At 70.2% G+C, this 23,899-nt stretch carries 21 protein-coding genes; 10 read left to right on the top strand and 11 right to left on the bottom strand.

Annotated features, from left to right (window positions below; translation table 11 throughout):
- Positions 1-71: 71 nt before the first annotated feature.
- The 3 genes from MCHT01_RS18480 to MCHT01_RS18470 form a co-directional block, all read right to left on the bottom strand.
- On the bottom strand, positions 72-1,223 hold the full coding sequence (locus tag MCHT01_RS18480) for an efflux RND transporter periplasmic adaptor subunit (RefSeq protein ID WP_067067251.1): 1,152 nt from the start codon (positions 1,221-1,223) through the stop codon (positions 72-74).
- A 297-nt stretch (positions 1,224-1,520) separates the two neighbouring features.
- Positions 1,521-2,621, bottom strand: a complete 1,101-nt coding sequence (aroC, locus tag MCHT01_RS18475; protein ID WP_067067212.1) for a chorismate synthase — start codon at positions 2,619-2,621, stop codon at positions 1,521-1,523.
- Between the two features lie 234 nt (positions 2,622-2,855).
- Entirely contained in the window at positions 2,856-3,314 is a 459-nt protein-coding gene (locus tag MCHT01_RS18470) for a CBS domain-containing protein (RefSeq protein WP_067067210.1), read from the bottom strand.
- Between the two features lie 178 nt (positions 3,315-3,492).
- Between MCHT01_RS18470 and MCHT01_RS18465 the strand changes: the two genes are divergently transcribed.
- From MCHT01_RS18465 to MCHT01_RS18455, 3 genes are read left to right on the top strand one after another with little or no spacing between them, the layout of a single operon-like run.
- A complete protein-coding gene (locus MCHT01_RS18465) occupies positions 3,493-4,803 on the top strand; it encodes an O-acetylhomoserine aminocarboxypropyltransferase (protein WP_067067209.1) in 1,311 nt (436 codons plus the stop codon).
- A 5-nt stretch (positions 4,804-4,808) separates the two neighbouring features.
- Positions 4,809-5,651: an alpha/beta fold hydrolase gene (locus MCHT01_RS18460; protein WP_067067249.1), complete on the top strand. Its 843-nt coding sequence runs from the start codon at positions 4,809-4,811 to the stop codon at positions 5,649-5,651.
- Between the two features lie 55 nt (positions 5,652-5,706).
- Positions 5,707-6,066 (top strand): Mpo1-like protein, encoded by a 360-nt coding sequence (locus MCHT01_RS18455; protein ID WP_067067207.1) that lies wholly within the window; start codon positions 5,707-5,709, stop codon positions 6,064-6,066.
- Positions 6,067-6,121: 55 nt separating this feature from the next.
- On the opposite strand, the gene MCHT01_RS18450 is transcribed toward MCHT01_RS18455, so the two are convergent.
- The 5 genes from MCHT01_RS18450 to kbl all read right to left on the bottom strand — a co-directional run bounded on the left by MCHT01_RS18450 (position 6,122) and on the right by kbl (position 9,873).
- Entirely contained in the window at positions 6,122-6,325 is a 204-nt protein-coding gene (locus MCHT01_RS18450) for a hypothetical protein (protein WP_067067206.1), read from the bottom strand.
- Positions 6,315-6,734, bottom strand: coding sequence for a Tse2 family ADP-ribosyltransferase toxin (locus MCHT01_RS18445; RefSeq protein WP_067067204.1), 420 nt, complete (start codon positions 6,732-6,734; stop codon positions 6,315-6,317). The genes MCHT01_RS18450 and MCHT01_RS18445 overlap by 11 nt, the downstream gene beginning before the upstream one ends.
- 132 nt (positions 6,735-6,866) lie before the next feature.
- The gene (locus MCHT01_RS26350; protein WP_067067202.1) at positions 6,867-7,556 is read right to left on the bottom strand and encodes a hypothetical protein; all 690 of its coding nucleotides are present in this window, start codon (positions 7,554-7,556) and stop codon (positions 6,867-6,869) included.
- Between the two features lie 100 nt (positions 7,557-7,656).
- Positions 7,657-8,613, bottom strand: coding sequence for an NAD-dependent epimerase/dehydratase family protein (locus MCHT01_RS18435; RefSeq protein WP_067067200.1), 957 nt, complete (start codon positions 8,611-8,613; stop codon positions 7,657-7,659).
- A gap of 42 nt (positions 8,614-8,655) precedes the next feature.
- Positions 8,656-9,873, bottom strand: coding sequence for a glycine C-acetyltransferase (gene kbl, locus MCHT01_RS18430; RefSeq protein WP_067067198.1), 1,218 nt, complete (start codon positions 9,871-9,873; stop codon positions 8,656-8,658).
- 131 nt (positions 9,874-10,004) lie between these two features.
- On the opposite strand from kbl, the gene MCHT01_RS18425 reads away from it, so the two are divergent.
- The gene (locus tag MCHT01_RS18425; protein ID WP_067067196.1) at positions 10,005-10,583 is read left to right on the top strand and encodes a helix-turn-helix domain-containing protein; all 579 of its coding nucleotides are present in this window, start codon (positions 10,005-10,007) and stop codon (positions 10,581-10,583) included.
- A 131-nt stretch (positions 10,584-10,714) separates the two neighbouring features.
- Positions 10,715-11,041: a hypothetical protein gene (locus tag MCHT01_RS18420; RefSeq protein WP_067067194.1), complete on the top strand. Its 327-nt coding sequence runs from the start codon at positions 10,715-10,717 to the stop codon at positions 11,039-11,041.
- On the opposite strand, the gene MCHT01_RS18415 is transcribed toward MCHT01_RS18420, so the two are convergent.
- Positions 11,025-12,296 carry a YihY family inner membrane protein gene (locus MCHT01_RS18415; RefSeq protein ID WP_067067192.1) on the bottom strand — a complete coding sequence of 424 codons (1,272 nt, stop codon included), beginning with the start codon at positions 12,294-12,296 and terminating at the stop codon, positions 11,025-11,027. The two genes, MCHT01_RS18420 and MCHT01_RS18415, sit on opposite strands and share 17 nt — an antisense overlap.
- Positions 12,297-12,315: 19 nt before the next feature.
- On the opposite strand from MCHT01_RS18415, the gene MCHT01_RS18410 reads away from it, so the two are divergent.
- From MCHT01_RS18410 to MCHT01_RS18395, 4 genes are all read left to right on the top strand, one after another.
- Positions 12,316-12,753, top strand: a complete 438-nt coding sequence (locus MCHT01_RS18410; protein WP_148661604.1) for a DUF2069 domain-containing protein — start codon at positions 12,316-12,318, stop codon at positions 12,751-12,753.
- Between the two features lie 17 nt (positions 12,754-12,770).
- Entirely contained in the window at positions 12,771-14,210 is a 1,440-nt protein-coding gene (locus MCHT01_RS18405; RefSeq protein WP_067067245.1) for an FAD-binding oxidoreductase, read from the top strand.
- A 182-nt stretch (positions 14,211-14,392) separates the two neighbouring features.
- Positions 14,393-17,554, top strand: a complete 3,162-nt coding sequence (locus MCHT01_RS18400) for a sensor histidine kinase (RefSeq protein ID WP_169806157.1) — start codon at positions 14,393-14,395, stop codon at positions 17,552-17,554.
- 118 nt (positions 17,555-17,672) lie between these two features.
- Positions 17,673-18,059, top strand: coding sequence for a VOC family protein (locus tag MCHT01_RS18395; RefSeq protein ID WP_067067189.1), 387 nt, complete (start codon positions 17,673-17,675; stop codon positions 18,057-18,059).
- A 124-nt stretch (positions 18,060-18,183) separates the two neighbouring features.
- Here MCHT01_RS18395 and MCHT01_RS18390 read toward each other — a convergent pair whose 3' ends face one another.
- A complete protein-coding gene (locus tag MCHT01_RS18390; RefSeq protein ID WP_067067188.1) occupies positions 18,184-21,411 on the bottom strand; it encodes an efflux RND transporter permease subunit in 3,228 nt (1,075 codons plus the stop codon).
- Between the two features lie 20 nt (positions 21,412-21,431).
- The gene (locus MCHT01_RS18385; protein WP_067067186.1) at positions 21,432-22,646 is read right to left on the bottom strand and encodes an efflux RND transporter periplasmic adaptor subunit; all 1,215 of its coding nucleotides are present in this window, start codon (positions 22,644-22,646) and stop codon (positions 21,432-21,434) included.
- Positions 22,647-23,091: 445 nt separating this feature from the next.
- On the opposite strand from MCHT01_RS18385, the gene MCHT01_RS18380 reads away from it, so the two are divergent.
- Positions 23,092-23,899: hypothetical protein (locus MCHT01_RS18380; protein ID WP_067067184.1), on the top strand; the 808-nt coding region annotated here is incomplete at its 3' end.

Raw genomic sequence — 23,899 nt, 5'->3', positions numbered from 1 at the left:
CGGCGCGACGCCCGGCTCGTGGCCGAGGACGTCCGTGCCTCATGGAGGCGGGCCCTCGCGGGCCGGGCGGCTTACTGGGCGACCGAGTCGCTCGCCGAGGCGCTGGCGACGCTGGCCTTGGGCGCGCGGATCTCGGCCCGCTCGCCTTCCTTCAGGTTGTCGAAGCGCGCGCCCAGCACCTGGGATTGCGCGGTCAGGCCGGCGAGGATCTCGACGCGGCCTTCGCGCGGATCGCGCCGGCCGGTCGTGACGATGCGGCGCACGAGCGCGCCCTTCTCGATCACCCACACGTGCTCCTGGCCGGAGACGCTGCCCAGCGCCGCCATCGGCACCGTCATGCGCTGCTTGTCGTCGGCCAGCTCCACGCGGGCGACGGCGTACTGGCCGGCGCGGAAGCGCTCGCCGGGGTTGTCCAGGCTCAGCGTCACGCCGATGGAACGGGTGCCGGGCTCGGCGGCCGGGGCGATGCGGGCGATGCGCGCGGTGACCGGCTCGTCGACGCCCTCGACCTTGATCTGCACTTCCATGCCGGGCTGCAGCTTGCCGACCTCGTGGGTGCCGACCAGACCGGCCAGTTCCAGCTTGGACAGGTCGACGATGGTCAGCACCTGCTGCTCCGCCGCGACCTTCTCGCCGGGGAGCGCATGGCGCTTGTAGACGATGCCGTTGATCGGCGAGATCAGCGCCGCCTGCTTGAGCAGGACCTCGCTCGTGCCCAGCTGGGCCTGCGCCGAGGACATCTGGCCGCGGGCCGCTTCCATCGCGGCGCGGGAATTGTCGAGCGCCGTCGGCGCGATGAAGTTGGCTTCCGCCAGGCCCTGGTTGGCCTTGTACTGGCGCTGGGTCTGCTCGTACGTGGCGCGGGCGGATTCGACACCGGCGCTGCGCTCGGCGACGCGGTGGCGCAGCTCCTCCAGGTCCAGCTGGCCGAGGGATTCGCCGGCGCGGACGCGGCTGCCCTCGCCCACCGCCAGGCTGACCAGGCTGCCCGAGGCCTTGGCCCGGACGATCACCGTGTTCGGCGCGACCAGCGGGCCGGAGAACTCGATCACGCCGGGCATCCGGGCCTGGGTGGGCTTGACCACCTCGTTGGCCTGGAATTCCAGGGCGGGCTTCTCGTCCTTCTTCTGCGCCGGAGGTTCGCTCCGGCTGGTGGCGTAAACACCGGCGCCACCCGCCAGGACGGCTACCACGACACCACCCATCCACCATTGCTTGCGCATGATCTCCCCCATCCTTGAGACGGGATCACCGGGGCCCGATGATCCTTGAATGCGGCGCAGTGTAGGAATCCCCAATTCGACCCGTGCGCCAACTGCGACGAATTGCAGATTGCGCGTCATGGCCTGCTTTTCTCCGGGCCCGAAATCAGCGCCCGGGCGGACGAAATGCAGCAGGGACGGATGGGCGGAGAGACGGCGCCCCTCCGGGCGCGGGCTCCGGGGTCGCGCCGCTCAGGGAGGCGCGGAGGGCCGGCGCGTGAAGCCGGCGTGAGGAATCCGGTGGGGGGCCGGGCGCGCTCAGAAGCGCGAGGCGGCGATCGGCGGGAGGGGCAGCTCGACGTCGCCACACTGGGCGCGGTCCATCAGGACGTGGTCCATGACGACCAGCGCCAGCATGGCCTCGGCGATCGGGGTGGCGCGGATGCCCACGCAGGGATCATGGCGACCGAAGGTCTCGACCGAGGTCGGCTCGCCGGCCCGGTTGATCGAGGCCTTGGCGGTGCGGATGGAGCTGGTCGGCTTGATCGCGATCGAGACCCGCAGATCCTGGCCGCTCGAGATGCCGCCCAGCACGCCGCCCGCGTTGTTGCTGGCGAAGCCGTCCGGCCACAGCTCGTCGCCATGCTGGCTGCCGCGCTGGCGCACGCTCTCGAAACCGGCGCCGATCTCCACGCCCTTGACCGCGTTGATGCCCATCATCGCGTAGGCGATGTCGGCATCGAGCTTGTCGAACAGCGGCTGGCCCAGGCCCGCGGGCATGCCGGTCGCCTCGACCATCAGCTTCGCGCCGACGGAATCACCGTCCTTGCGCAGCGCGTCCATATACGCCTCCAGCGCCTCGATCTGCGAGGCGTTGGCGGCGAAGAAGGGATTGTTGGGGACGTGGTCCCAGCCCTCGAAGGCCAGGTCGATCTCGCCCAGCGCCGTCATGCAGCCGCGGAACTGGACGCCGAGCTCGTCGCGCAGCCACTTCCGGGCGACCGCGCCCGCGGCCACCATCGGCGCCGTCAGCCGCGCCGAGGAACGGCCACCACCGCGCGGATCGCGCAGGCCGTACTTGCGCCAATAGGTGTAGTCCGCGTGTCCGGGGCGGAAGGTGTCCAGGATGTTCCCGTAATCCTTGCTGCGCTGGTCCACGTTGCGGATCAGCAGGCAGATGGGGGTGCCCGTCGTCAGGCCCTCGTAGACGCCCGACAGGATCTCCACCTGGTCCGGTTCCTGACGCTGCGTCACGTGCCGCGAGGTGCCCGGGCGTCGGCGATCCAGCTCGGGCTGGATGTCCTCCACCGACAACGGGAGCCCCGGGGGGCAGCCGTCGATCACGCATCCGATGGCCGGACCATGGCTCTCGCCGAAGTTGGTGACACGGAAGAGAGAGCCGAAGGTGCTGCCGGACATGGCGGAATTCCAGAGAGGGTCGCGGGAGCCGCCGAGTGTATCGCCCTGGTTCCTGGGCACCCTTCGTTGGCGGGCGATGGACGCTGCGTGCCGAGGCCGCGGCCCGCTCGCGAGGCGCGCGGACGACCCCGCAATGCAAAGGCGCACCCGAGGGTGCGCCTGTCTGGTGTCCGGGGGTGTCCGGGGGTGTCGGGGCCCGGGCGGTCTGCCCGCCCTGGAACGCCGCGTCGTCGCTCAGGACGCGTTGGCGGCGCCGTCCTCGGCCGGCCAATCGCGGATGTAGGCCTTGAGCATGCGGTTCTCGAAGTCCTGCGCGTCGACGACGGTCTTGGCGACGTCGTAGAACGAGATCACGCCCATCAGCTGCTTGCCGTTGAGCACCGGCATGTAGCGGGCGTGACGGCCCAGCATCATGCGGCGGACCTCGTCGATCTCGGTCTCGGGCGTGCAGGTCAGCGGGGCGTCGTCCATCACGCTGCGGACCAGCGACGTGCCGACCGTGTTGCCGTTGCGCACGACGGCCTGGATGACCTCGCGGAAGGTCAGCATGCCGATCAGGTCGCCGAACTCCATGACGACGAGCGAGCCGATGTCGCGCTCGGCCATGGTCTCGACGGCGTGGGCCAGCGGTTGGTCCGGGGAGACGGTGAAGAGCGTGTTGCCCTTGACGCGCAGGATGTCGGAGACTTTCATGATCTCGGGGAAAAGCCTGTTGGGATCGGGGGACGGCGTCGCGCGCGGGACAGTCGGGAGACGGTGAACGCCGGTGGCGCGCGAGGGGGTGGGTGGGCATCCGCACGAGGCGGAAAGGTGGCGCCCAACATAGCACACAATGCGCCGCACACAACAGCACAACACGCAGGAGACATGCATGTCTGGTCCCTCAGACCCGGGCTTTGACACCTTGGCGCTACACGCCGGGGCCGCGCCCGATCCCACGACCGGCGCCCGCGCCGTGCCGCTGCACCTGACGACCTCGTTCGTGTTCGAGAGCGCCGAGCACGCCGCCGGCCTGTTCAACATGGAGCGCAGCGGTCATGTGTACTCGCGGCTGTCCAATCCCACCACGGCGGTGCTGGAGGAACGCATCGCCGCGCTGGAGGGCGGCGTGGGCGGCCTCGCGACGGCGAGCGGTCAGGCCGCGTTGCACCTGGCGATCGCGACCATCGCCGCGGCCGGCGACCACATCGTGGCCTCGAGCGCGCTGTACGGCGGCTCGCACAACCTGCTGCACTACACGCTCAAGCGCTTCGGCATCACGACGACCTTCGTCCGCCCGGGCGACCTGGACGGCTGGCGCGCCGCCATCCGCCCCGAGACCAAGCTGCTGCTGGGCGAGTCGCTCGGCAACCCCGGCCTGGACGTGCTGGACATCCCGTCGGTGGCGCAGATCGCGCACGAGGCGGGCGTGCCGCTGCTGGTGGACGCGACCTTCACCACGCCCTGGCTGCAGCAGCCGGCGGCGCTGGGCGCGGACCTGGTGCACCACTCCGCGACCAAGTTCCTGTGCGGGCACGGGACCGTGGTCGGCGGCCTGCTGGTGGACAGCGGCCGCTTCGATTGGGACCGGGCGCATGCGGCCAGCGGCCGCCAGCGCTTCGCCGAACTGTGCGAGCCGTACGACGGGTTCCACGGCATGGTGTTCACCGAGGAGAGCACAGTGGGCGCCTTCCTGCTGCGCGCGCGCCGCGAGGGCCTGCGCGACTTCGGCGCCTGCATGAGCCCGCACACGGCCTGGCTGATCCTGCAGGGCATCGAGACGCTGCCGCTGCGCATGGCGCGCCACGTGAGCAATGCGCAGCGGGTCGCCGAGTTCCTCGAATCGCAGGACATCGTCGCGCGGGTCAACTACCCGGGGCTGGCCTCGCACCGCGATCACGCGCTGGCGCGGAAGCTGCTGCCCAAGGGCTGCGGCGCGGTGTTCAGCTTCGACCTGAAGGGCGGCCGCGAGCAGGGCAAGCGCTTCATCGAATCGCTGCGGCTGTTCTCGCATCTGGCCAACGTGGGCGACGCGCGCTCGCTCGTCATCCATCCGGCGACGACGACGCACTTCCGCATGGACGACGCGGCGCTCGCGGCGTCGGGCATCACGGCGGGCACGATCCGTCTCTCGATCGGTCTGGAGGATCCCGACGACCTGATCGCCGATCTGAAGTCCGCGCTGAAGGTGGCCGCCAAATGAGCTCGATCAAGCTGAAGGTCCAGGGCCACGAGGCCTACGCGTACACCGGTGGCAAGCGCTTCGACGCCTCGCTGCCGGCGGTCGTCTTCATCCACGGCGCGCTCAACGACCACAGCGTGTGGACGCTGCTGGCGCGCTACTTCGCCCATCACGGCCGGGCGGTGCTCGCTGTCGATCTGCCCGGCCACGGCCGCAGCGCGGGGCCGGCCCTGGCCGACGTGCAGGCGCTGGGCGGCTGGATCAACGCGCTGCTCGACGCGGCCGGCGTGCCGGCCGGCGCGGGCGCGGACGGCGCGCCCGGGGTGGCGCTGGTCGGTCATTCGATGGGCTCGCTCATCGCCCTGGAGGCGGCGGCGCAGCGGCCGGCGCGCGTGTCGCGGCTGGCGCTGGTCGGCACGGCCTGGCCGATGAAGGTGTCGGACGCCCTGCTGTCGACCTCGCGCGAACGTCCGCGCGCGGCGATGGCCATGGTGAACGCCTTCGCGCACTCGACGACGGCGGCCAAGCCCTCCTATCCGGGCCCGGGCGGCTGGCTGCATGGCGGCGGCATGGCGCTGATGGAGCGCCTGCAGGACGGCTACGCGGAGACGGGCAATCTCTTCGAGCACGACTTCCAGGTCTGCGATCGCTACCAGGGCGCGCCCGAGGCTGTCGCGAAGGTGACGGCCGACGGTCATGTGCGATCGCACCTGATCCTGGGCACGAAGGACGCGATGACGCCGCCGAAAGCCGCGAAGCAACTGGCGGACCTGCTCGGCGCGCGGGTGCAGACCTTGCCGGCCGGGCATTCACTGATGACCGAGGCGCCGGAAGGGATGTTGAATGCGCTGAAGGCGGCGCTGGCCTGAGCGTCGCAGAGTCCGAGCACAGAGCCCGGGAAGGGCCGCGCCAAGGAGACGAGCGATGAGCACCAGCCCCCTGCCCCACGCGCCGCGCGAGGCCGATTCCACCGCGAATCGGGTCAAGGCGATGCGCAGCTTCGCTGAGTTCTACCCCTTCTATCTGGGGGAGCACCGCAACACCACCTGCCGCCGCTTGCACTTCGTCGGCTCGACCCTGGGGCTGGCGTGTCTGGCCTATGCGCTGGTGACGCAGACCTGGGGCTTCCTGCTGATCGGCCTGCTGTGCGGCTACGCCTTCGCGTGGATCGGCCACTTCGGCTTCGAGAAGAACAAGCCCGCCTCGTTCAAGCGCCCGCTCTACAGCTTCATGGGCGACTGGGTCATGTACAAGGACATCTGGACGGGGAAGATCCCGTTCTGATGGCCGGGGCGGGCCCAGGGGCCGCGCGACCCGGGGACTTCGTGACCGGCAGTGCTCATCTCAGATCCAGCCCCCAGTCCCGCTGAGCCCCCTCCTGCACGTCCTTCAGCATGGCATCGAGCTTGATCAACTTCTCGTCAGCCAGGATCTGCGCATCCTCGCCTTCCGCCTGGGTGGACTCCCTCTGCAAATGCTGCTCGTAGAGTCTCAGCGCCTCCCAGAGCAGGTTGTACTCGCTGACGATGAACCTAACAGGCATCTGAATCTCCTTCCTCGATGAGTTGAACCCGGCTCCGATCCATGCCGAGTTCCTCCAGCGCGCCCAGGTACTTCTTCAGCGGCATCATCCGCGCCGGCGCGATCATGTAGTGCCCGCGATGATTCGGCCGCAAATCCTTCACCACGACCAACTCGGCTGGAATCTCCGCGCCCTTCATGATGCGCCAGACCTTTCTGCCTCGCAGACACATGGCCGGGGTGATCTTGTCGAATGCGGAGAATCCGTTCCCTTCGGCCATGACCACCTCCACGCCGTTCTGCACGACGATCGGTACATCGGTCCTGGCCCGCCCCTCCGTGAAGAGCGGCCAGGTGCCGTTCCCCATCCGATAGAAGTCCTTGGAGAACTCGGTGACGTCGAGGATGTAGAGATCCTCGGGCGACACCATGGACTGAGATCCGACAACACCGAATGACATGAGCAGCACCTCCAGGAAGGAAGACTGCGACTCTGTCGAGACCCGAGGCCAATGTCATTGACCCATCGATGTCGACGATTGAAGGACGCTGACAGCGGATGGTCAGGGGCTGCCCGATTCAAGCAGCAAGCCCTTCGCCGCCTCGATCCTCAGCGCCATCGGCACGGTGGCGTCGTTCATCACCTGCATCAGGAAGGCTCGGGGGTCGGTGAAGGTCGTCGCGGATGCGAATGTCGGCGCCGCGGGTTGAGCCGCCGCCGGGGCTCCCGTCGAGGGGGCCGGGTCTTGCGGCTCCGGGGTCAGTTGCGCCAGGGCCGCCGCCCATTCCGGGGGACTGATGCTCTTGAGCGCCTTGAGCAGGTCGGCCTGCCCTTCCCCGCCCGGCGGGATGTCCAGCCAGGTCGCCTCGACGAAGACGGGCGCCAGGTCCGGCGCGACGAAGGCGGACCACTGGTCCTCCTGGACCTGAGCGGGCACCACTGGCGCCGTGGTCAGGGCACGGATGCGTGGCGCGGCGACGTCGCTCAGGTAGCGGGCGCGCAGGCCGTCGAAGAAGCGCATCGCCTCGTCCGTCGAGCAACCCCGCTGCAACGAGAACCACAGCTGATAGCTGTTCTCGCCCGCGATGGCGATGCCTGGCGCGGGCAGCCCGAGGTCGAGCTGCGCGCCGCGCCACACCGTGGCGAGCAAGTCCCAGTCGGACGGACGCCCGACGTCGAGCACGAGCGAGCGCGTGGCGCCGTCGGGGCCGGCGGCGTAGAGGCGTTGGAATTCGGTGGCGAGTCGGGACACGGCGCGTTCAAGGTCGGGCTGGAAGACAGCCTCGAACTCTACGTCCAGAAGCGCCCCGCGCGCGACCGCGGGCGATGCGGCGCCCCACGGCGCCCGACCTTCAGGCCTTCGCCGTCGCCGCGAACTGCGTCTTCAGCGACGCCAGCATGTCGTCGACCATCGCGTCCAGGTCGTAACCCAGCTTCCAGCCCCAGTCGCGCTGCGCGACCGTGTCGTCGATGGACTGCGGCCAGCTGGCCGCGATGTTCTGGCGGAAATCCGGCGCGTAGTCGATGGCGAAGCCCTCGATCCGGCGGCGGATCGACGCGGCGATCTGTTCCGGCGTGAAGCTCACGCCGGCCAGGTTGTAGCTGCCCCACTCGGTGATGCGATCGGCCGGCGCCTCCATCAGCTCCAGCGTCGCGCGCAGCGCGTCCGGCATGTACATCATGGGCAGCGCCTGGTCGTCCTTCAGGAAGCAGGTGTAGCGGCCGTGCTTGAGCGCCTCGTGGAAGATCTCGACGGCGTAGTCGGTCGTGCCGCCGCCCGGGGGCGTCTTCCAGCTGATCAGGCCTGGATAGCGCAGGCTGCGCACGTCCACGCCGTGGTTCGCGTGGTACCAGCGGCACCAGCCCTCGCCGGCCAGCTTGGAGATGCCGTAGATCGTCGTGGGATCCATCACCGTGGTCTGGGGCGTGCCCTGCTTGGGCGTCTGGGGACCGAAGGCGGCGATCGAGCTCGGCCAGAACACGCGCTCCAGCTTCACCGTGCGCGCCAGCTCCAGCACGTTGAGCAGACCCTTCATGTTCAGGTCCCAGGCCCACATCGGATGCTTCTCGCCGGTGGCCGACAGCGCGGCCGCGAGGTGATAGATCTGCGTGATGCCGTGGCGCTTGACGACCGCCGCCAGCGCCGCCGCGTCGGTCACGTCCAGCATCTCGTGCGTCAGCTGCGGCACGCGGCCTTGCGGCGCGACGTCGCTGGTGATGACGTTGGCGTTGCCGTGCCGCTTGGCCAGCTCCACCGCCAGTTCGGAACCGATCTGGCCGTTCGCGCCGATCAACAGGATCTTGGTCATGGGGTCTTCTTCTCTTGCGTACTGCCAGGGCGTTCCCGCCGCTTACTTCACCAGGCCCAGCTCGCGGCCCGCCTGCGCGAAGGCGGCCACCGCCTTCTCCAGATGCTCGCGCTCGTGCACGGCGGAGATCTGCACCCGCACGCGGGCCTGCTCCTTGGGCACGACCGGATAGAAGAAGCCGACGGCATACACGCCCAGCTCCAGCAGGCGCGCGCTCAGCTGCTGCGCCTTGACGGCGTCGAACAGCATGACCGGCACGATCGGGTGGGTGCCCGGCTTGATCTGGAAGCCCGCCTGCTGGATGGCCTCGCGGAAGTAGGTGGTGTTGGCCTCGAGCTTGTCGCGCAGCGCGGTGCTGCCCTCCAGCAGGTCCAGCACGGCGATGGACGCGCCGACGATGCTGGGCGCCACGGTGTTGGAAAAGAGATAGGGACGCGAGCGCTGGCGCAGCAGCTCGATCACTTCCTTGCGGCCGGTGGTGAAGCCGCCGGACGCGCCGCCCAGCGCCTTGCCCAGCGTGCCGGTGATGATGTCCACCTTGCCGAAGACGTTCCGGTACTCGTGCGTGCCGCGGCCGGTCTTGCCCATGAAGCCGCTGGCATGGCACTCGTCGATGCCCAGCAGCGCGCCGTGGCGATCGGTGATCTCGCGGATCTTGTCCAGCTGCGCGATCGTGCCGTCCATGGAGAACACGCCGTCGGTGAACACCATCAAATGACGGGCGCCGGCGTTGCGGGCCTCGATCAGCTGGCGCTCCAGGTCGGCCATGTCGTTGTGCTTGTAGCGGTAGCGCTTGGCCTTGCACAGCCGGATGCCGTCGATGATGGACGCGTGGTTCAGCTCGTCGCTGATGATGGCGTCCTGCTCGCCCAGCAGGGGCTCGAACAGACCGCCGTTGGCATCGAAGGCCGCGGCGTAGAGGATGGTGTCCTCGGTGCCCAGGAAGCGCGCCAGGCGCTGCTCCAGTTCCTTGTGGATGTCCTGCGTGCCGCAGATGAAGCGCACCGAGGACAGCCCGTAGCCATGCGTGCGCAGCGCCTCGTGGGCGGCTTCCAGCACCTGCGGATGGGCGGACAGGCCCAGGTAGTTGTTGGCGCACAGGTTGATCACCTCGCGGCCGTCCTTCGTCTTGACGATCGCGCCCTGCGGGCTGGTGATGATGCGTTCGTTCTTGAAGAGGCCGGCATCGCGGATCCCTTGCAGCTCGTTCTGCAGGTGGCGATAGAAGTCGTCGGTGGACGGGGTGGCGATGTTGGTCATGCGGTGCTCCTGCGGCACAATCCGTTAAATCGAACGCGTTCGCTATATCGAACAGCCGTGCAGTATCACGAAACTGCGCGAGCCGGTCAAGGCGGCGCGTCCCGGATCCCAGCCCCTCCGCCCGAGCCGAGATGTCCGCCATTCCTTCCGAAAAGCTAGAACCTCCGCGCGTGGGCGCGACCCTGCAGGCGCTGCGGCAATCGCAGGGCCTGTCGCTGGACGAGCTGTCGCGGCGGGCGGGCGTGTCGAAGTCGATGCTCTCGCAGATCGAACGGAATCAGGCCAATCCCACGGTGGCGGTGGTGTGGCGGCTTGCCAATGCGCTGCGGGTGGAGTTGTCGGAGCTGCTGGGAGGCGAGCGCCCCGCCGCGCCGCCCATCGAGGTGGTGGCGTCGCACGCGACCCCGGGGCTGTCGAGCCCGGACGGTCTGTGCCGCCTGCGGATACTCGGCCCGATCGAGCTGGCCGGCAACTTCGAGTGGTACGAGCTGACCGTGCAGCCCGGTGGCGCGCTGGAATCGGCGGCCCACGAGCCGGGCTCGCGCGAGCACCTGAGCGTGCTCAGCGGCGAACTGGAGGTCACCGCCGGCGGCAGCCGGCAGATGGTCAAGCCAGGCGAGACCGCCCGCTACGCGGTCGACGGCGCGCACGCGATCCGCAACCTGTCGAAGAAGGCGGCGACGGCGCTGCTGGTGGTGCTGCACGCGTAGACATCCGATGACGACGGAGATGTCGTCGCACGGGATCACACCCACTGTTACTTGACCGCCCAGCCTCGATCGTCACAATCGCCCGATCGCGGAGGCGAGGGAGCGTTCCCGGCAGTCAAGGCAGTACACCCATGCAGCAACGCTCGTTGAATACACAGCACAAGTCCCACCACATCCCCACACCGACGCAGCCCGCCACGATCGACAGCGAGACCCAGGCCAAGCAACTGCAACTGCTCGAAGGCACCGCGCGCCTGCGCGCCGCCGAGCAGCGCGCGCGCGACCACCGGTCCACCCCGCTGATCGACAAGAGCGCCCTGCCCATCGGCAGCCCGCCCAAGTACGGCATGAAGCCCACCGGCAGCACGCGGCCCAAGCCCCCGTTCCGGCGCACGCTCTATTCGGTCCTCGCGCTGGTGGTGGTCGCCGGCGGCGCGGCGCTCACCTACCTGAGGTAGGCGCGGACACCGGCACGGCGTTCGCGATCAGCGCGCCCACCGTCGTCTGCTGCCAGCCGGCCTTCTCCCACAGGGTCGACAGGCCCTCCTGCCGCTCGGCCAGCAGCGCGCGGATCAGCGGCTCGGCCATCGTCGAGGTGGGATCGCACAGCAGCACCAGGCGCTGCGCGCCGTCCTCCTCCAGCCGGCCGATCCAGTCCAGTGTCTGCAGTTGCTGCAGCACGGGCTCGATCTGCAGCGGATCCACGCACAGGCGCTTGGACAGCGCCTGAGAGGTCAGCCCCGCCTGACCCGCCACCCGCGCGGCGTCGAGTTCCCGCAGCACATCCAGCGCCAGGGCCATCTGCATGCCCGGCCGGTTGCGCCGCACGCTGACACCGCCCGCCAGCGCGGGCGCGTTGGCGGACAGGATCGCCCCCAGCAGCACGATGGACCAGCCGACGTAGATCCAGATCAGGAAGATCGGGACCGCCGCGAAGGCGCCATAGAGGGTCGAGTAGGTCGGGACCTGCTTCACATACCAGGCCAGCCCCTGCTTGGCCAGGTTGAACGCGATGGCCACGAAACCCGAGCCCATCAGCGCATGGCGCCAGCGCACGTCCGTGTTGGGCACGTAGTGGAACAGCGCCGCGATCGCGCCCCAGAGCACCAGCACGTCCACGCTGTTGAGCAGCAGCACGACGCTGCGCGGCAGGTTGTCGACGTAGTCGCGACTCGCGGAGATCAGGAAGCTCGTCACCGTCAGGCTGCCGCCCAGCAGCAACGGGCCCAGCGTGAGCGCGGCCCAGTACACCAGCACGCGCTGCGCGATCGGCCGCGGCCGCTGCACGCGCCAGATCTGGTTCAGCGTGCGGTCGATGGTGAGCATCAGCGACAAGGCCGTCACCGCCAGCACCACCAGACCCACGGCGCCCAGCCGATTGGCCTTGGCCGCGAACTGCGTCAGCGACATCAGCACGGGCCGCGCGATGTTGTCGGGGATCAGCGACTTGAGGAAGTACTTCTCCAGCGCCGACTGGAAGCTGGAGAACATGGGGAAGGCGGTGAACAGCGCCAGCGCGACGGTCAGCAGCGGCACCAGCGAGATCAGCGTGGTGAAGGTCAGGCTGCCCGCGGTCATGCCCAGGCGCTCCTCGCGGAAGCGCTGCACGAAGATGCGCAAGGTCCGCAGCCACGGCCACTTCAGCAAGCCCTGCCCCACCTCCCGAAGTGCCACGCGCCAGCCTCGCCGCGCCACCCGCTGTCTGATATTCATGCTGGCTATGATGCCAGCCATGTCAAGCCTGCCCGCCTCCCGCGGCGCGTCCGCCGGCCCCGCGCCGACCCCGCGCACCGAGCCCACCGCGCGCGAGCGCGCCAGCCGCAACGCCGCCTTCGCCGCCACGCTGGCGCTGGCGCTGGTCTGCCTGGCCTGGGAGCTCTGGCTGGCCCCGACCGGCCGCGGCACGCTGGCGATCAAGGCCCTGCCACTGCTGCCGCCGCTGATCGGCCTGTGGCGCTACCGCCTGTACACCTACCGCGCGCTGAGCATCTTCATCTGGCTCTACACCACCGAGGGCCTGGTGCGCGCCACCTCCGAGCGCGGCGTCGGCATGGCGCTGGCGTGGATCGAGGTCGCGCTGTCGGTGCTGATCTTCGTCGCCTGCGCCGCGCAGATCCGGCACCGCCTGGCCGAAGCCAAGGCCTCGCCCGACGCGGAGCCCGCGCGATGAGTTCGAGCACCACGCCGATGTCGGCGGACGCCGCGGCCACCCCGCCCTCCTCCGCCTTCCTGACCTCGCTGCGCGCGCTGCTCGGCGAGGCGCACGTCCTGACCCCCGACGGCCACGACCTCTCCGCCTACGAGCGCGACTGGCGCAAGCGCTACGTCGGCCGCGCGCTGGCCGTGGCCCGCCCGGCCGACACCGCGCAGGTGGCCGCGGTCGTCGCCCTCGCGCGCGAGCACGGCGTGGCCGTGGTCCCGCAGGGCGGCAACACCGGCCTGGTCGGCGGCGGCGTGCCGGACGGCTCGGGCGCGCAGTTGCTGCTGAGCCTGCAGCGCCTGAACCGCGTGCGCCACGTCGACACCGCCAACCTCACCATGACCGTCGAGGCCGGCTGCGTGCTGCAGAACGTCCAGCAGGCCGCGCGCGACGCGGGCCTGCTCTTCCCGCTGAGCCTGGCCGCGGAGGGCAGCTGCACCATCGGCGGCAACCTCGCGACGAACGCCGGTGGCACGCAGGTGCTGCGTTACGGCAACGCGCGCGAGCTCTGCCTGGGCCTGGAGGTCGTCACCGCCGACGGCCAGGTCTGGGACGGCCTGTCGGGCCTGCGCAAGGACAACACCGGCTACGACCTGCGCGACCTGTTCATCGGGTCCGAGGGCACGCTGGGCGTGATCACGGCCGCGACGCTGAAGCTGCACCCGCAGCCGCGCGCGCGCATGACGGCACTGGCCGCCTGCGACACGCTGCGCGACGCCGTCCGCCTGCTGGGCCTGGCGCAGGCGCGCTGCGGCGCGGCGCTGACCGGCTTCGAGGTGATGAACGCGCTGTCGCTGGCGCTGGTGGCGAAGCATTTCCCGCAGCTGGCGCAGCCGCTGGGCCCGCGGCCGTGGACCGTGTTGCTGGAGCTGTCCGACAGCGAGGGCGAGGACCATGCCCGCGCGCAGTTCGAGTCGCTGCTCGAGCAGGCGCTGGAGCAAGGCGCCATCGACGACGCCGCGGTCGCCGAGAGCCTCGCGCAGAGCCAGGCCATGTGGCACCTGCGCGAGTCCATCCCGCTCGCGCAGAGCGAGGAAGGCCTGAACATCAAGCACGACATCGCGCTGCCGGTGTCGCGCATCCCGGACTTCGTCGCGCGCTGCGACGCGCTGCTGGCCGAACGCTTCCCGGGCGCCCGCCTGGTCGACTTCGGCCATCTGGGCGACGGCAACCTGCACTACAACGTGCAGGCGCCGGAAGGCGTGGCCGCCGCCGACTTCCTGCGCGAGCGGGAGCACGCGGTCAACGCCGTCGTCTACGACCAGGTGATGGCCCATGGGGGCTCCATCTCCGCCGAGCACGGCATCGGCCAGCTCAAGCGCGAGGAACTCGCGCAGCGCAAGAGCCCGGTGGCCCTGCAGCTGATGCGCCAGATCAAGCAGGCGCTGGATCCCCAGGGGCTGCTGAATCCGAATCGTGTGATCTGACGGATCGCCGGATCACCGTCCGGCCCACGCGTTCCGGCAAGCCGGACCCAGGGGGGCCGCGAAGCCTCCAGGTTCCGATGCCCAGGGGAATCGCGGTTTACATCGGCTTGCACGATTCGTGCATGCGTGCCGGGCACAATCCGCCCGCTTCCGCCGTCTCGTTCCCGCCGCAGTTCCCCACGATGACATCTCCGACGCCCACGCGCCGCGCCGAAGGCATGCGCTCGCGCTCCCTTCGACTCCACGCCGTCTGCCTCGCCGCGCTCTTGGGCGCCGCGGCGCTCCTGCCCGCGCGCGTCCAGGCGCAGGCGACGACGCCGTCGGTGCAGCCGCTCGCGCATCTGCAGCACAGCAGCTGGACGCTCAAGGACGGCATGCCCGGCCCGGTGATGGCGATCGCGCAGACCACCGACGGCTACCTGTGGCTGGGCACCGGCACGGGGCTGTACCGCTTCGACGGGGTGCGCTTCGAGCGTTTCGAGACCCTGGCCGGCGAGCGTCTGCCCAGCCGCCAGGTCATGTCCCTGCACGCGACCCGGGACAACCGGCTGTGGGTCGGTCTGCTCGAGGGCGGTGTCGCGCTCGTGAACCAGGGCCATGTCGACCACCTCGACCCGAGAAGCCCGCCCGGCGGGCCCTTCTCGGTTTCCACCCGGAGCATCGCCGAGACCCGCGACGGCACGATCTGGCTGGCCACCGGGCGCGCCCTGCTGCGACGCGAGGGAGACCGCTGGGTCAGGATAGGCCCGGAGTCGGGCTACGGCACCGGGTCGCAGCCGCCGCCCACCATCAACCTCCAGATCGACGGCAGCGACAACATCTGGGTCTCCACCGACCAGACGCTGTATGTGCGCCCGGCCGGCAGCACCCGCTTCGTCGAGGCGCTGGGGGACCTCGGCCTGGGCATGCGGCAGCTCGCGATCGACCATGAGGGCCGCGCCTGGGCCGGCGGCGCCTCCGGCAGCGATCGGCGCTTCGAGCGGCTCACCGTTCCCGGCCAGGCCGAGGACCGCCTGAGCGTGCGCACGCCGATGAGCCTGTTCATGCCCGCCTTCGACCGCGAGGGCAAGCTCTGGTTCGGGGGCAACCGCGGGCTGTTGCGCACTCGCGCGGCAGGCGACGCCAGTCCCTCGCGGAACCCGCCCATTGACGGCGACTGGGACCTGCTGCTGCAGGACAGGGGCCTGACCGGCGACCTGGTGATGCGGGTGTTCCAGGATCGCGACGGGGCGATCTGGGTGGGCACCAACGGCGGCCTCGACCGCTTCCGCGGCGCGGCGGTGGAGCGGGTCGCGCTGCCGGACCTCGACACCGGCGTGACCATGGCCAGCAGTGCGACAGGCGAGCTCTGGGTCGCGGCGCGCAACATCGTCTATCGCCGTCCCGCCGAGGGTGGCCCGCTCAAGCCCGTCCCGGTGCGCGGCCAGATGGAGACCTTCACGGCGGTCTTCATCGACAGCCAGCAGCGACGCTGGATGGCCGGGCGCAACGGCCCCTGGCGGCAGGAGGGAGACCAGTTCGTCCAACTCCCGTCGCCCGACGGCGTGCCCTGGCATGCCGCGGCCTTCGAGTTCACCGAGGCCGCCGACGGTGCGATCTGGTTCAACGCTCATCGCTATGGGCTCCTGCGCTACGCCGACGGCAAGACCGAATGGATGTCGGGCCGCAAGGGCTTTCCGCAGGGCGGCGCCGACGCCATCGGCACCGACGCGCGCAGGCGGTTGTGGTTCGGCTACGGCGACGGCTCGCTGCGCCGCCTGGAGGGCGACAAGCTCTCGGTGATCACGGCGGCCGACGGTCTCCAGGTCGGCGGCATCAAGGTCATCGCCGGACAGGGGGAGCACCTCTGGATCGGCGGCGAGAACGGCGTGCAACTGGTCAGCGAGGCCGGTATGCCCGTGCTGCGCCTGAGCGACCCGGACGCGCTCGAGGGCGTCTCGGGCCTGGTCGAGACGCCGGAGGGGGATCTCTGGCTCAACGGCGCCAAGGGCATCACGCATCTGACGGCCGACGAGGTCCGGCGCGCGCTGGCTGATCCCGCGTACCGCCCCCGCGGCCACCGCATCGACCTGCTGGATGGCCTGACCGGTCGCGCCGAGCAGTCCTGGCCGCTGCGCACCGCGCTGCGGACGCCGGACGGGATGCTGTGGTTCTCGCTGAACAACGGCCTGGTGACGATCGATCCGACCAAGCTGGTCAGGGACGAGATCGCGCCGCCCCCGGTCGACATCCAGCGCGTGATCGTCAAGGGCGTGCCGACGGCGCTCGACGCGGCGTTGCCGGCGTCGCTGGCTGCCGGCACGCGCGACCTCGAGATCGAGTACACGGCGATGAGCCTGGGCCTGCCCGAGCGCACGCGCTTCCGCTATCGGCTGGTGGGCCAGGACGCGGACTGGATCGACGCCGGCGCGCGGCGCCGTGCCTTCTATACCAACCTGGGCCCGGGCCGCTACGAGTTCCGCGTCGAGGCCGCCATTGACGGCGGCCCGTGGAGCCCCACCGCCGCCACGCGCGCCTTCGAGATCGCGCCGACGCTGATGCAGTCCCCCGGTTTCCGCATCGCCGCCGGAGGGGCCGCCGTGCTGGCGCTGATCGGCCTGGTGCTGCTGCGCGCGCGTCAGATCGCGCAACGCGACCGCGACCGCCTCGCCGCCCGCGTGCAGGAGCGCGAGCGCATCGCCCGCGACCTGCACGACACGCTGCTGCAGGGCGTCTACGGCCTGATCCTGCGCTTCGAGGCCGTCGCGCGCCGGCTGCCCCTGCCGGAACGCGGCGCGATGGAACGGGTGCTCGTCGACGCGGACGCGCTGCTGGTCGAGGGCCGCGACCGCGTCGCCGATCTGCGCCTGCCGCCGCCCGACATGGGGCGGCTGGAGCAGACCCTGGACGCGCTGGGCCAGCAGCTCGCGCAGACGCACGGCGCGGCCTTCGCGCTGAACGTCGAGGGCGCGCCGCGCGCGCTGGCGCCGGCGCTGTCGGCCTCGCTGTGCCTCATCGCCCGCGAGGCGATCTTCAATGCCTTCCAGCACGCCCAGGCCGATCACATCGAGGTCACGGTCAAGTACGGCCCCGACGCCTTCAGCCTCATCGTCCATGACGACGGTGTCGGGGTGGCCGACGAGGTGCAGGAGCGCGGCGGCCGTCCCGGACACTGGGGACTCTCCGGCATGCGCGAGCGGGCCGAGCTGGCCGGCGCGACCTACCGCCTGAGCTCGCGCGCCGGGATGGGCACGCAGGTGGAGCTGTGGGTCCCGGCCGCCCGCGCCTACGAGCGCGACGCCCCTCTCCCGGGCCGTGAGCGCTGGCGCTTCCCGCGCCCCTGGCGCTCGGCGCGCAAGGTCTGACGGGCCCCGAGGACGACGTCGCCGCCCGGCCGGCACGAGGGACCCTGGGGCCCGCCGCAATACCAGCGCAACACGTGCCGGGCTACCCTCGCCTCCTCACCACGCTGAGGAGCATCAGATGAAGCGAGTCACCGGCATCGGCGGCATCTTCTTCAACGCCAGGGATCCCGCCACGCTGCACGCGTGGTACCGGACGCACCTGGGCGTGGACGTCCAGCCCTGGGGCGGCGCCGCCTTCGACTGGACCGACGATCAGGGGCGCCCGGTCGGCGGCACCACCGCCTGGTCCATCAACAAGGACGACGGCGAAGGCTACGGACCGGCCAAGGCGCCCTTCATGATCAATTACCGCGTCGCCGACCTCGCGGCCCTGCTGCAGGCCTTGCGCGCCGAGGGCTGCCAGGTGCTCGACAAGACCGACGAGTCCGAGTACGGGAAGTTCGGCTGGGTCATCGACCCGGAGGGCAACAAGGTCGAGCTCTGGGAGCCGCCGGCCGGCGGTTGATCGCCGGCACCGCCCTTCGGGTCCGCCCCGCCCTCGCCCCAATGAAGAAGGGCCTCGTCGTCGACGGGGCCCTTTTCGCTCTCGCGGGGATCGGAGGCGCCGCGGCCTCACGCCGCGGCCGCGATCAATCGGCGCCGTGCGGCTGCGCCTGGCCCGCCCCCCGACGGCCCTTGCCGGTGATCAGGCGCCAGCCCGACACCAGCGAACGGTAGACGAAGCGCACCAGCGTCAGGAACAGCACGATTTCGACCAGGCCCATGAGCACCGCGCCCGCCGTGGTCCAGCGCGCCTCGCGGGCGTGGAACTTGGCCAGGAACGAATCGCGCTTGATCTCGATGCTGTCGTAGAAGCTGGGCACCATCAGCAGCGTCAGGAAGGTCGACGTGATCGTGCCGCCGATGATGGCCACCGCCATCGGACGGTAGAACTCGCCGCCCTCGCCGATGCCGATCGCCACCGGCAACATGCCGGCGATCAGCGCGAAGGTCGTCATCAGGATCGGACGGAAGCGCTTGCGGCCCGCGTGCATCAGCGCCTCCTCGCGCGGCACGCCGTCGGCCTCCTCCTGGCGCGCCGCGTCCAGCAGCAGGATGGCGTTCTTCGCCACCAGGCCGGCCAGCATGATGATGCCGATGAAGCTCATCAGGTTCAGCGTGCCCTTGGTCAGCAGCAGCGCCACCACCACGCCGATCAGCGACAGCGGCAGGGACAGCATCACGCCCAGCGGCGCGGTGAAGCTGCCGAACTGCATCACCAGGATCAGGTACATCAGGCCGATACCGGACACCAGCGCGATGCCCATCGCGCTGAAGACCTCCTGCTGGTCCTTGGCCGCGCCCGCCAGCTCGATGCCGTAGCCCGGCGGGAAGTTGATGGACTTGGCCAGCTTCAGCGCGTCGGCGGTGACCTCGCCCGGCGAGCGACCGTGCGCGTTGGCCGACACCGCGATCATCCGCTTGCCGTCCGCGTGCTGGATCTTGGCCGGGCCCTTGCCCATGGTCACCGTGGCGATCTGCTCCAGCGGCACCATCACGCCGGCACCGGTCACCGAGATCGGCAGCCGTTCGATGTTGCTCGCGTCGACGCGGTCCTGCGGCGCCAGGCGCACCGCCACGTCGCGGGTCTCGCCGCTGGGATCCACCCAGTCGCCGACTTCCACGCCGGCGAAGGCCACCCGCAGCGCGTTGGCCGCGTCGCCCACCGAGATGCCCAGCGAATTGGCCAGACCACGGTTCATCTCGATCTGCAGCTCGTTCTGCGGATCCTGCTCCGACAGGCCGACGTCCACCGCGCCCTTGACCTTGCGCAGCTGCGCCATGTAGTCGGTGGTGATCTCCATCAGCTTGCGCGAGTCCGCGCCCGAGAAGCGGATCTGCACCGGCTTCTGCGCGCCGTTGTTCAGGTCGTCCAGCACGACGTACTCGGCGCCGACCAGGCGCGCCACCCGCGTGCGCAGGTCGGCGGCGATCTCGGCGGCGCTGCGCTTGCGCTTCGTGCTCTTGCCCAGGTCCACGTAGACGCGGCCGCCGCTGGCGTTCACGTTCTCGTTGGTCGCCACGACCTCGGGGATCTCGCGCGCCAGCTTGGACGCGGCGCCCATCTTCAGGCGGGCGTACTCCAGGCTGGACGAGGCCGGGGTACGGACCTCGATGGCGATGGTCCCGGAGTCCGAGGCCGGCAGGAAGCTGGTGCCGCCGAAGGTCGATTGCAGCGCGATCGCGCCGACGAAGCTCATGATCGCGAAGGCCGCCATCCACTTGCGGTGATGCAGCGCCCAGGCGATGACGTTGCCGTAGCGATCGGCCTGACGGTCGAACCATTCATTGAAGCCCTGCAGCTTCTTGGAGATGCCGGTCTTGGGCGCCTCGTGATGTCCGGGCGGGTCGCCCCAGAAGGCCGACAGCATCGGGTCCAGCGTGAAGGAGATGAACAGCGAGACCAGCACCGAGGCCACCACCGTCAGGCCGAAGGGCCGGAACCACTCGCCCGACACGCCCGGCATGAAGGCCACGGGGATGAACACCGCGACGATCGAGAAGGTCGTCGCCGCCACCGCCAGGCCGATCTCGGCCGTGCCCTTGAGCGCCGCCGTGCGGCGGTCCGCGCCGCGCTCCATGTGGCGCACGATGTTCTCGCGCACCACGATGGCGTCGTCGATCAGCACCCCGATGGCCAGCGAAAGGCCCAGCAGGCTCATGAAGTTCAGCGTGAAGCCGCACAGCCAGACCGCGATGAAGGCCGCCACCACCGAGGTCGGCAGCGACAGCGCGGTGATCATGGTCGAGCGCCACGAGTTCAGGAACACGTAGACCACGAAGATGGTCAGCCCCGCGCCGAAGACCAGCGCGTGGATCACGTTGTTCAGGCTGTCCTGCGCGTCCTGCCCGCCGTCCTGCACGACCTCCAGCCGGGTCCCGGCCGGCAGCGTCTTGCCGATCTCGTCGACCAGGTGGCGCACTTCCTTGGCCACGCTCACCGTGGACGCGTCACGCGAGCGCGTCACCGCGATGCCCACGTTGGGATGGCCGTTGCGCACCGACAGGCCGGTCTGCTCGGCGAAGCCGTCCTGCACCGTCGCGACCTGGCCCAGGCGGATCAGCTCGCTGCCCGCGCGCTTGACCACGATCTGGTTGAAGTCGGCCGGCGACTCGATGCGGCCCAGCAGACGGATGCTCTGGTCCTCGAGCTGGCCGCGCACCTTGCCCACCGGCGCCGTCGTGTTCTGCATGCGCAGCGCGTTGACGACCTCGGTCACCGAGACATTGAACTCACGCAGCTTCTGTGCGTTGAGCAGCACCGACAGCTCGCGCTTGAGCGAGCCGGTGACCGTCACCGTGGCCGTGCCCGGGATCGCGCGGAAGCGATCGGCGAGCTGGTCCTCGGCCAGGCGCGAGATCTCCGCGTGCGACTGGCTGCTGGACGACAGCGCCAGCTGCATGATCGGCTGCGCCGAGGGGTCGACGCGCTGGAGCACGGGCTCGCGCATCTCGGTCGGCAGCTTGTGCCGGACCGCGGCGATCGCGTTGCGGACCTCGTCGGCCGCCTCGATCATGTTCTTGTCGAAGTTGAAGAACAGCAGCAGCTGGGCGGAGCCCTCGCCCGAGGTCGAGCGGACCTCGTTCACGCCGGAGATGCTCTGCAGCGATTTCTCGATGCGGTTGACGATCTCGCGCTCGGAGGTCTCGGGCGACGCGCCCGGGTAGCTGATGCTGACGACCAGCAGCGGCAGGTCCACGTCCGGCCGCTCGTTGACGCGCAGCTTGGACAGGGCCAGCAGGCCCAGGGACATCAAGCCGATGATGATCACGATCATCGCGATCGGCTTCTTGACCGAGAAGTTGGACAGGAACATGGCTCAAGCTCCTTCGCGCGTCACTGGGCCGAGGCGGCCGACGCCATCGGCAGCGCCGGGACGGCGGCATTGCCGGTGGTGGCGGCCGCGGCCGGCGCGCCCTTGGTCGCGCCCAGGCCGGTGCTCGCGCCCTTGCCCAGCTCCACGCGCTGACCATTGATCAGCGTGCTGGTCGGGTTGCGCAGGATGCGGTCACCCTGCTTCAGGCCGCCGGTCACGACATACAGCCCCTGGCGGTCGTCGCGCGCGCCCAGCTGCACCGGCGTCTTGACGATCTTGCCGCCGTCGATGCGCCACACGAAGACCTTGTCGCCCTCGCGCACCAGCGCGCCGTCCGACGCCATCAGCGCCGAGACGCTGGTCGTCTGCACGCGGCCCTCGGCATACAGGCCGGCGACGCCGGGCTGCTGCTGGCCGGCGAAGTCCACCAGCACCTCCACCTGACGCGTGTTGGCGTTGGCGGCCTGGGCGATGCGGCGCACCTTGCCCTGGAAGTCGATCTGCGGATACCCGTTGACGCGGAAGAAGACGGTCTGGCCGAGCTTGAGCTCGGACATGCGGTCGGCCGAGACCAGCCCCTCGAAGCGCATCGAGCCCGGGTCCATGACCTTGATCAGCTCCTTGCCCAACTGGGCCGAGTCGCCGGGCGAGACCTTGCGGTCGCTGACCACGCCGTCGAAGGGCGCGCGGACCTCGGTGCGCTGCTGCTGCTGGCGCGCGGTGGCGACGCGTGCGCGGGCGCCGACCAAGTCGCTCTGCGCGTTGTTGCGGCGGATCTCGGCGTCCTCCATGGCCTGGATGGAGCTCATGCCTTGCGCCTGCAGCGTCTTCAGGCGCTGGTACTGGCGCTCGGCCTGCTCGAAGCTCTGGCCCGCCGCGCGGGCGGCCTCGTCGGCGGACTGGACCGAGTCGCGGATGGCGGTGTCGTCCAGGCGGACCAGCAGGTCGCCACGCTTCACGCGCTCGCCGTTCTCCTTGTAGACCTGCAGCACGATGGCCTGCAACTCGGCGCGCAGGTCGGCGCGGCGCTCGGGCTGGATGGAGCCGGTGATGACCGGACCGCTGGCGTACTCGGAGATGCCCAGGGTCTGGACGTCCTCGCTGGAGACCAGCAGGCTGGGCGCGCTGGCGGCGGCATCGGCCGGGGTTGCCGCCTGCTGGTCCCCTCCTCCGGGTTTGCCGCAACCGGCAAGCAGGGACGCGGTGACGAGGGCGATCAGCGAGAGACGCAACATGTAGCGGGCTCCAGGGGACGTGGCGGGAAGCGGGCCTCTTTCAGAAGAGGCTTCGAATGCGGTAAAGATGTGTGCCGCGTGCGCAAAGCGCAAAAAGGCGCGCTAGCTTAACGTCATCCCCGACAGGTGAAGGTGGTCATGAGCGCGGTTCATCCCCGGGATTCAGCGTTCCGTCGCACATCCCCCCGGAAGGGCGGCGGGTACGGCGCGGGTACATCGGGCAAGGGGTCGCCCTCACGCCGCGTCCGCATCCTCGTGACGGGCGGACGACACGCCAGCAACGGCGCGCGAACGGGTCCGGAACGGGGCTGAACGCGTCCCTGAAACCACCCTCACACCCCCTTCACGACAGGGCTCACAACCGGAAACCAGCCCGGGTCGCCGGCGTCAACGAGGGCCGGCGGCAGGCGTTGGGCGGAGACATCCTGCTCATCAAAGGACAACCATGACTCCGCGCCCCTTCCCGCGACCACTCACGCCGTCCGCCGCGCGTCTTCCGCGACGCCTGACCGCGGTGGCCGCCGTCGCCACCGTCACGGCCCTGGCGGCGCTGAGCGGCTGCGTCGCGCCGGCCCATACCCGCGTCAGCGCCGACATGCGCGTCGGTGTCCCCGCCTGGACTCCGCCGCCCCCGCCCGTCAGCGTCTACGTCGAGCCGCCGCTGGTGCAACCCGACCCCGTCTTCATCGACACGGCCCCGCCGCCGATGCTGGTGGAAGTGCCACCGCCCCCGCCCTTCGCCGGCGCGGTCTGGACCGGAGGCTACTGGGGCTGGCAGAGCCGCTGGGTCTGGTGCGCGGGCCGCTGGTCGGCGCCGCCGCGGCCGGACTACGTCTGGGTCCAGCCCTATTACGAGCACCGCGACGGCGCGGTGGTCTTCGTCTCCGGCTACTGGGGGGCGCGCGACGTCGCCTTCGTGCCGCCGCCGCCCAGCCTGCACCTGGCCATCGAGGTCGCCATCGGCGGCGGCTCGCGGCCGGTGGGGCCGATGGGGGTGTTCGTGCCGCCGCCGCCGGGCTCGCGGCCCGGCCTGATCGTGCCGGCACCGATCGGCACCGCGCCGGCCGTGGTGGTCAGCGCGCCGCCGGTGGTCAACGTCGGCATGCGCATCCAGCACAACGTCACCAACAACATCAACAACAGCGTCAACACGACCAACAACACCTACAACACGACGAACAACGTCACCAACGTCCGTAACGTCACCAACATCACGAACGTGACCATCGTGGCGCCGGCTGGCGCCACCGCCA

This window comes from Mitsuaria chitosanitabida ATCC BAA-476 = NBRC 102408 (genome assembly GCF_001598255.1).
Classification (GTDB): domain Bacteria; phylum Pseudomonadota; class Gammaproteobacteria; order Burkholderiales; family Burkholderiaceae_C; genus Roseateles; species Roseateles chitosanitabidus.
This window is presented reverse-complemented; position numbering and strand designations above follow the sequence as displayed.

Coding starts and splice junctions, on each gene's coding strand:
- MCHT01_RS18395 (WP_067067189.1), top strand. CDS start 17,673: ATGAAGCGAGTCACCGGCATCGGCGGCATCTTCTTCAACGCCAGGGAT.
- MCHT01_RS18410 (WP_148661604.1), top strand. CDS start 12,316: ATGTCAAGCCTGCCCGCCTCCCGCGGCGCGTCCGCCGGCCCCGCGCCG.
- kbl (WP_067067198.1), bottom strand. CDS start 9,873: ATGACCAACATCGCCACCCCGTCCACCGACGACTTCTATCGCCACCTG.
- MCHT01_RS18390 (WP_067067188.1), bottom strand. CDS start 21,411: ATGTTCCTGTCCAACTTCTCGGTCAAGAAGCCGATCGCGATGATCGTG.
- MCHT01_RS18385 (WP_067067186.1), bottom strand. CDS start 22,646: ATGTTGCGTCTCTCGCTGATCGCCCTCGTCACCGCGTCCCTGCTTGCC.
- MCHT01_RS18455 (WP_067067207.1), top strand. CDS start 5,707: ATGAGCACCAGCCCCCTGCCCCACGCGCCGCGCGAGGCCGATTCCACC.
- MCHT01_RS18400 (WP_169806157.1), top strand. CDS start 14,393: ATGACATCTCCGACGCCCACGCGCCGCGCCGAAGGCATGCGCTCGCGC.
- MCHT01_RS18405 (WP_067067245.1), top strand. CDS start 12,771: ATGTCGGCGGACGCCGCGGCCACCCCGCCCTCCTCCGCCTTCCTGACC.
- MCHT01_RS18435 (WP_067067200.1), bottom strand. CDS start 8,613: ATGACCAAGATCCTGTTGATCGGCGCGAACGGCCAGATCGGTTCCGAA.
- MCHT01_RS18450 (WP_067067206.1), bottom strand. CDS start 6,325: ATGCCTGTTAGGTTCATCGTCAGCGAGTACAACCTGCTCTGGGAGGCG.
- MCHT01_RS18470 (WP_067067210.1), bottom strand. CDS start 3,314: ATGAAAGTCTCCGACATCCTGCGCGTCAAGGGCAACACGCTCTTCACC.
- MCHT01_RS18465 (WP_067067209.1), top strand. CDS start 3,493: ATGTCTGGTCCCTCAGACCCGGGCTTTGACACCTTGGCGCTACACGCC.
- MCHT01_RS18420 (WP_067067194.1), top strand. CDS start 10,715: ATGCAGCAACGCTCGTTGAATACACAGCACAAGTCCCACCACATCCCC.
- MCHT01_RS18415 (WP_067067192.1), bottom strand. CDS start 12,296: ATGAATATCAGACAGCGGGTGGCGCGGCGAGGCTGGCGCGTGGCACTT.
- MCHT01_RS18445 (WP_067067204.1), bottom strand. CDS start 6,734: ATGGTGTCGCCCGAGGATCTCTACATCCTCGACGTCACCGAGTTCTCC.
- MCHT01_RS18425 (WP_067067196.1), top strand. CDS start 10,005: ATGTCCGCCATTCCTTCCGAAAAGCTAGAACCTCCGCGCGTGGGCGCG.
- aroC (WP_067067212.1), bottom strand. CDS start 2,621: ATGTCCGGCAGCACCTTCGGCTCTCTCTTCCGTGTCACCAACTTCGGC.
- MCHT01_RS18480 (WP_067067251.1), bottom strand. CDS start 1,223: ATGCGCAAGCAATGGTGGATGGGTGGTGTCGTGGTAGCCGTCCTGGCG.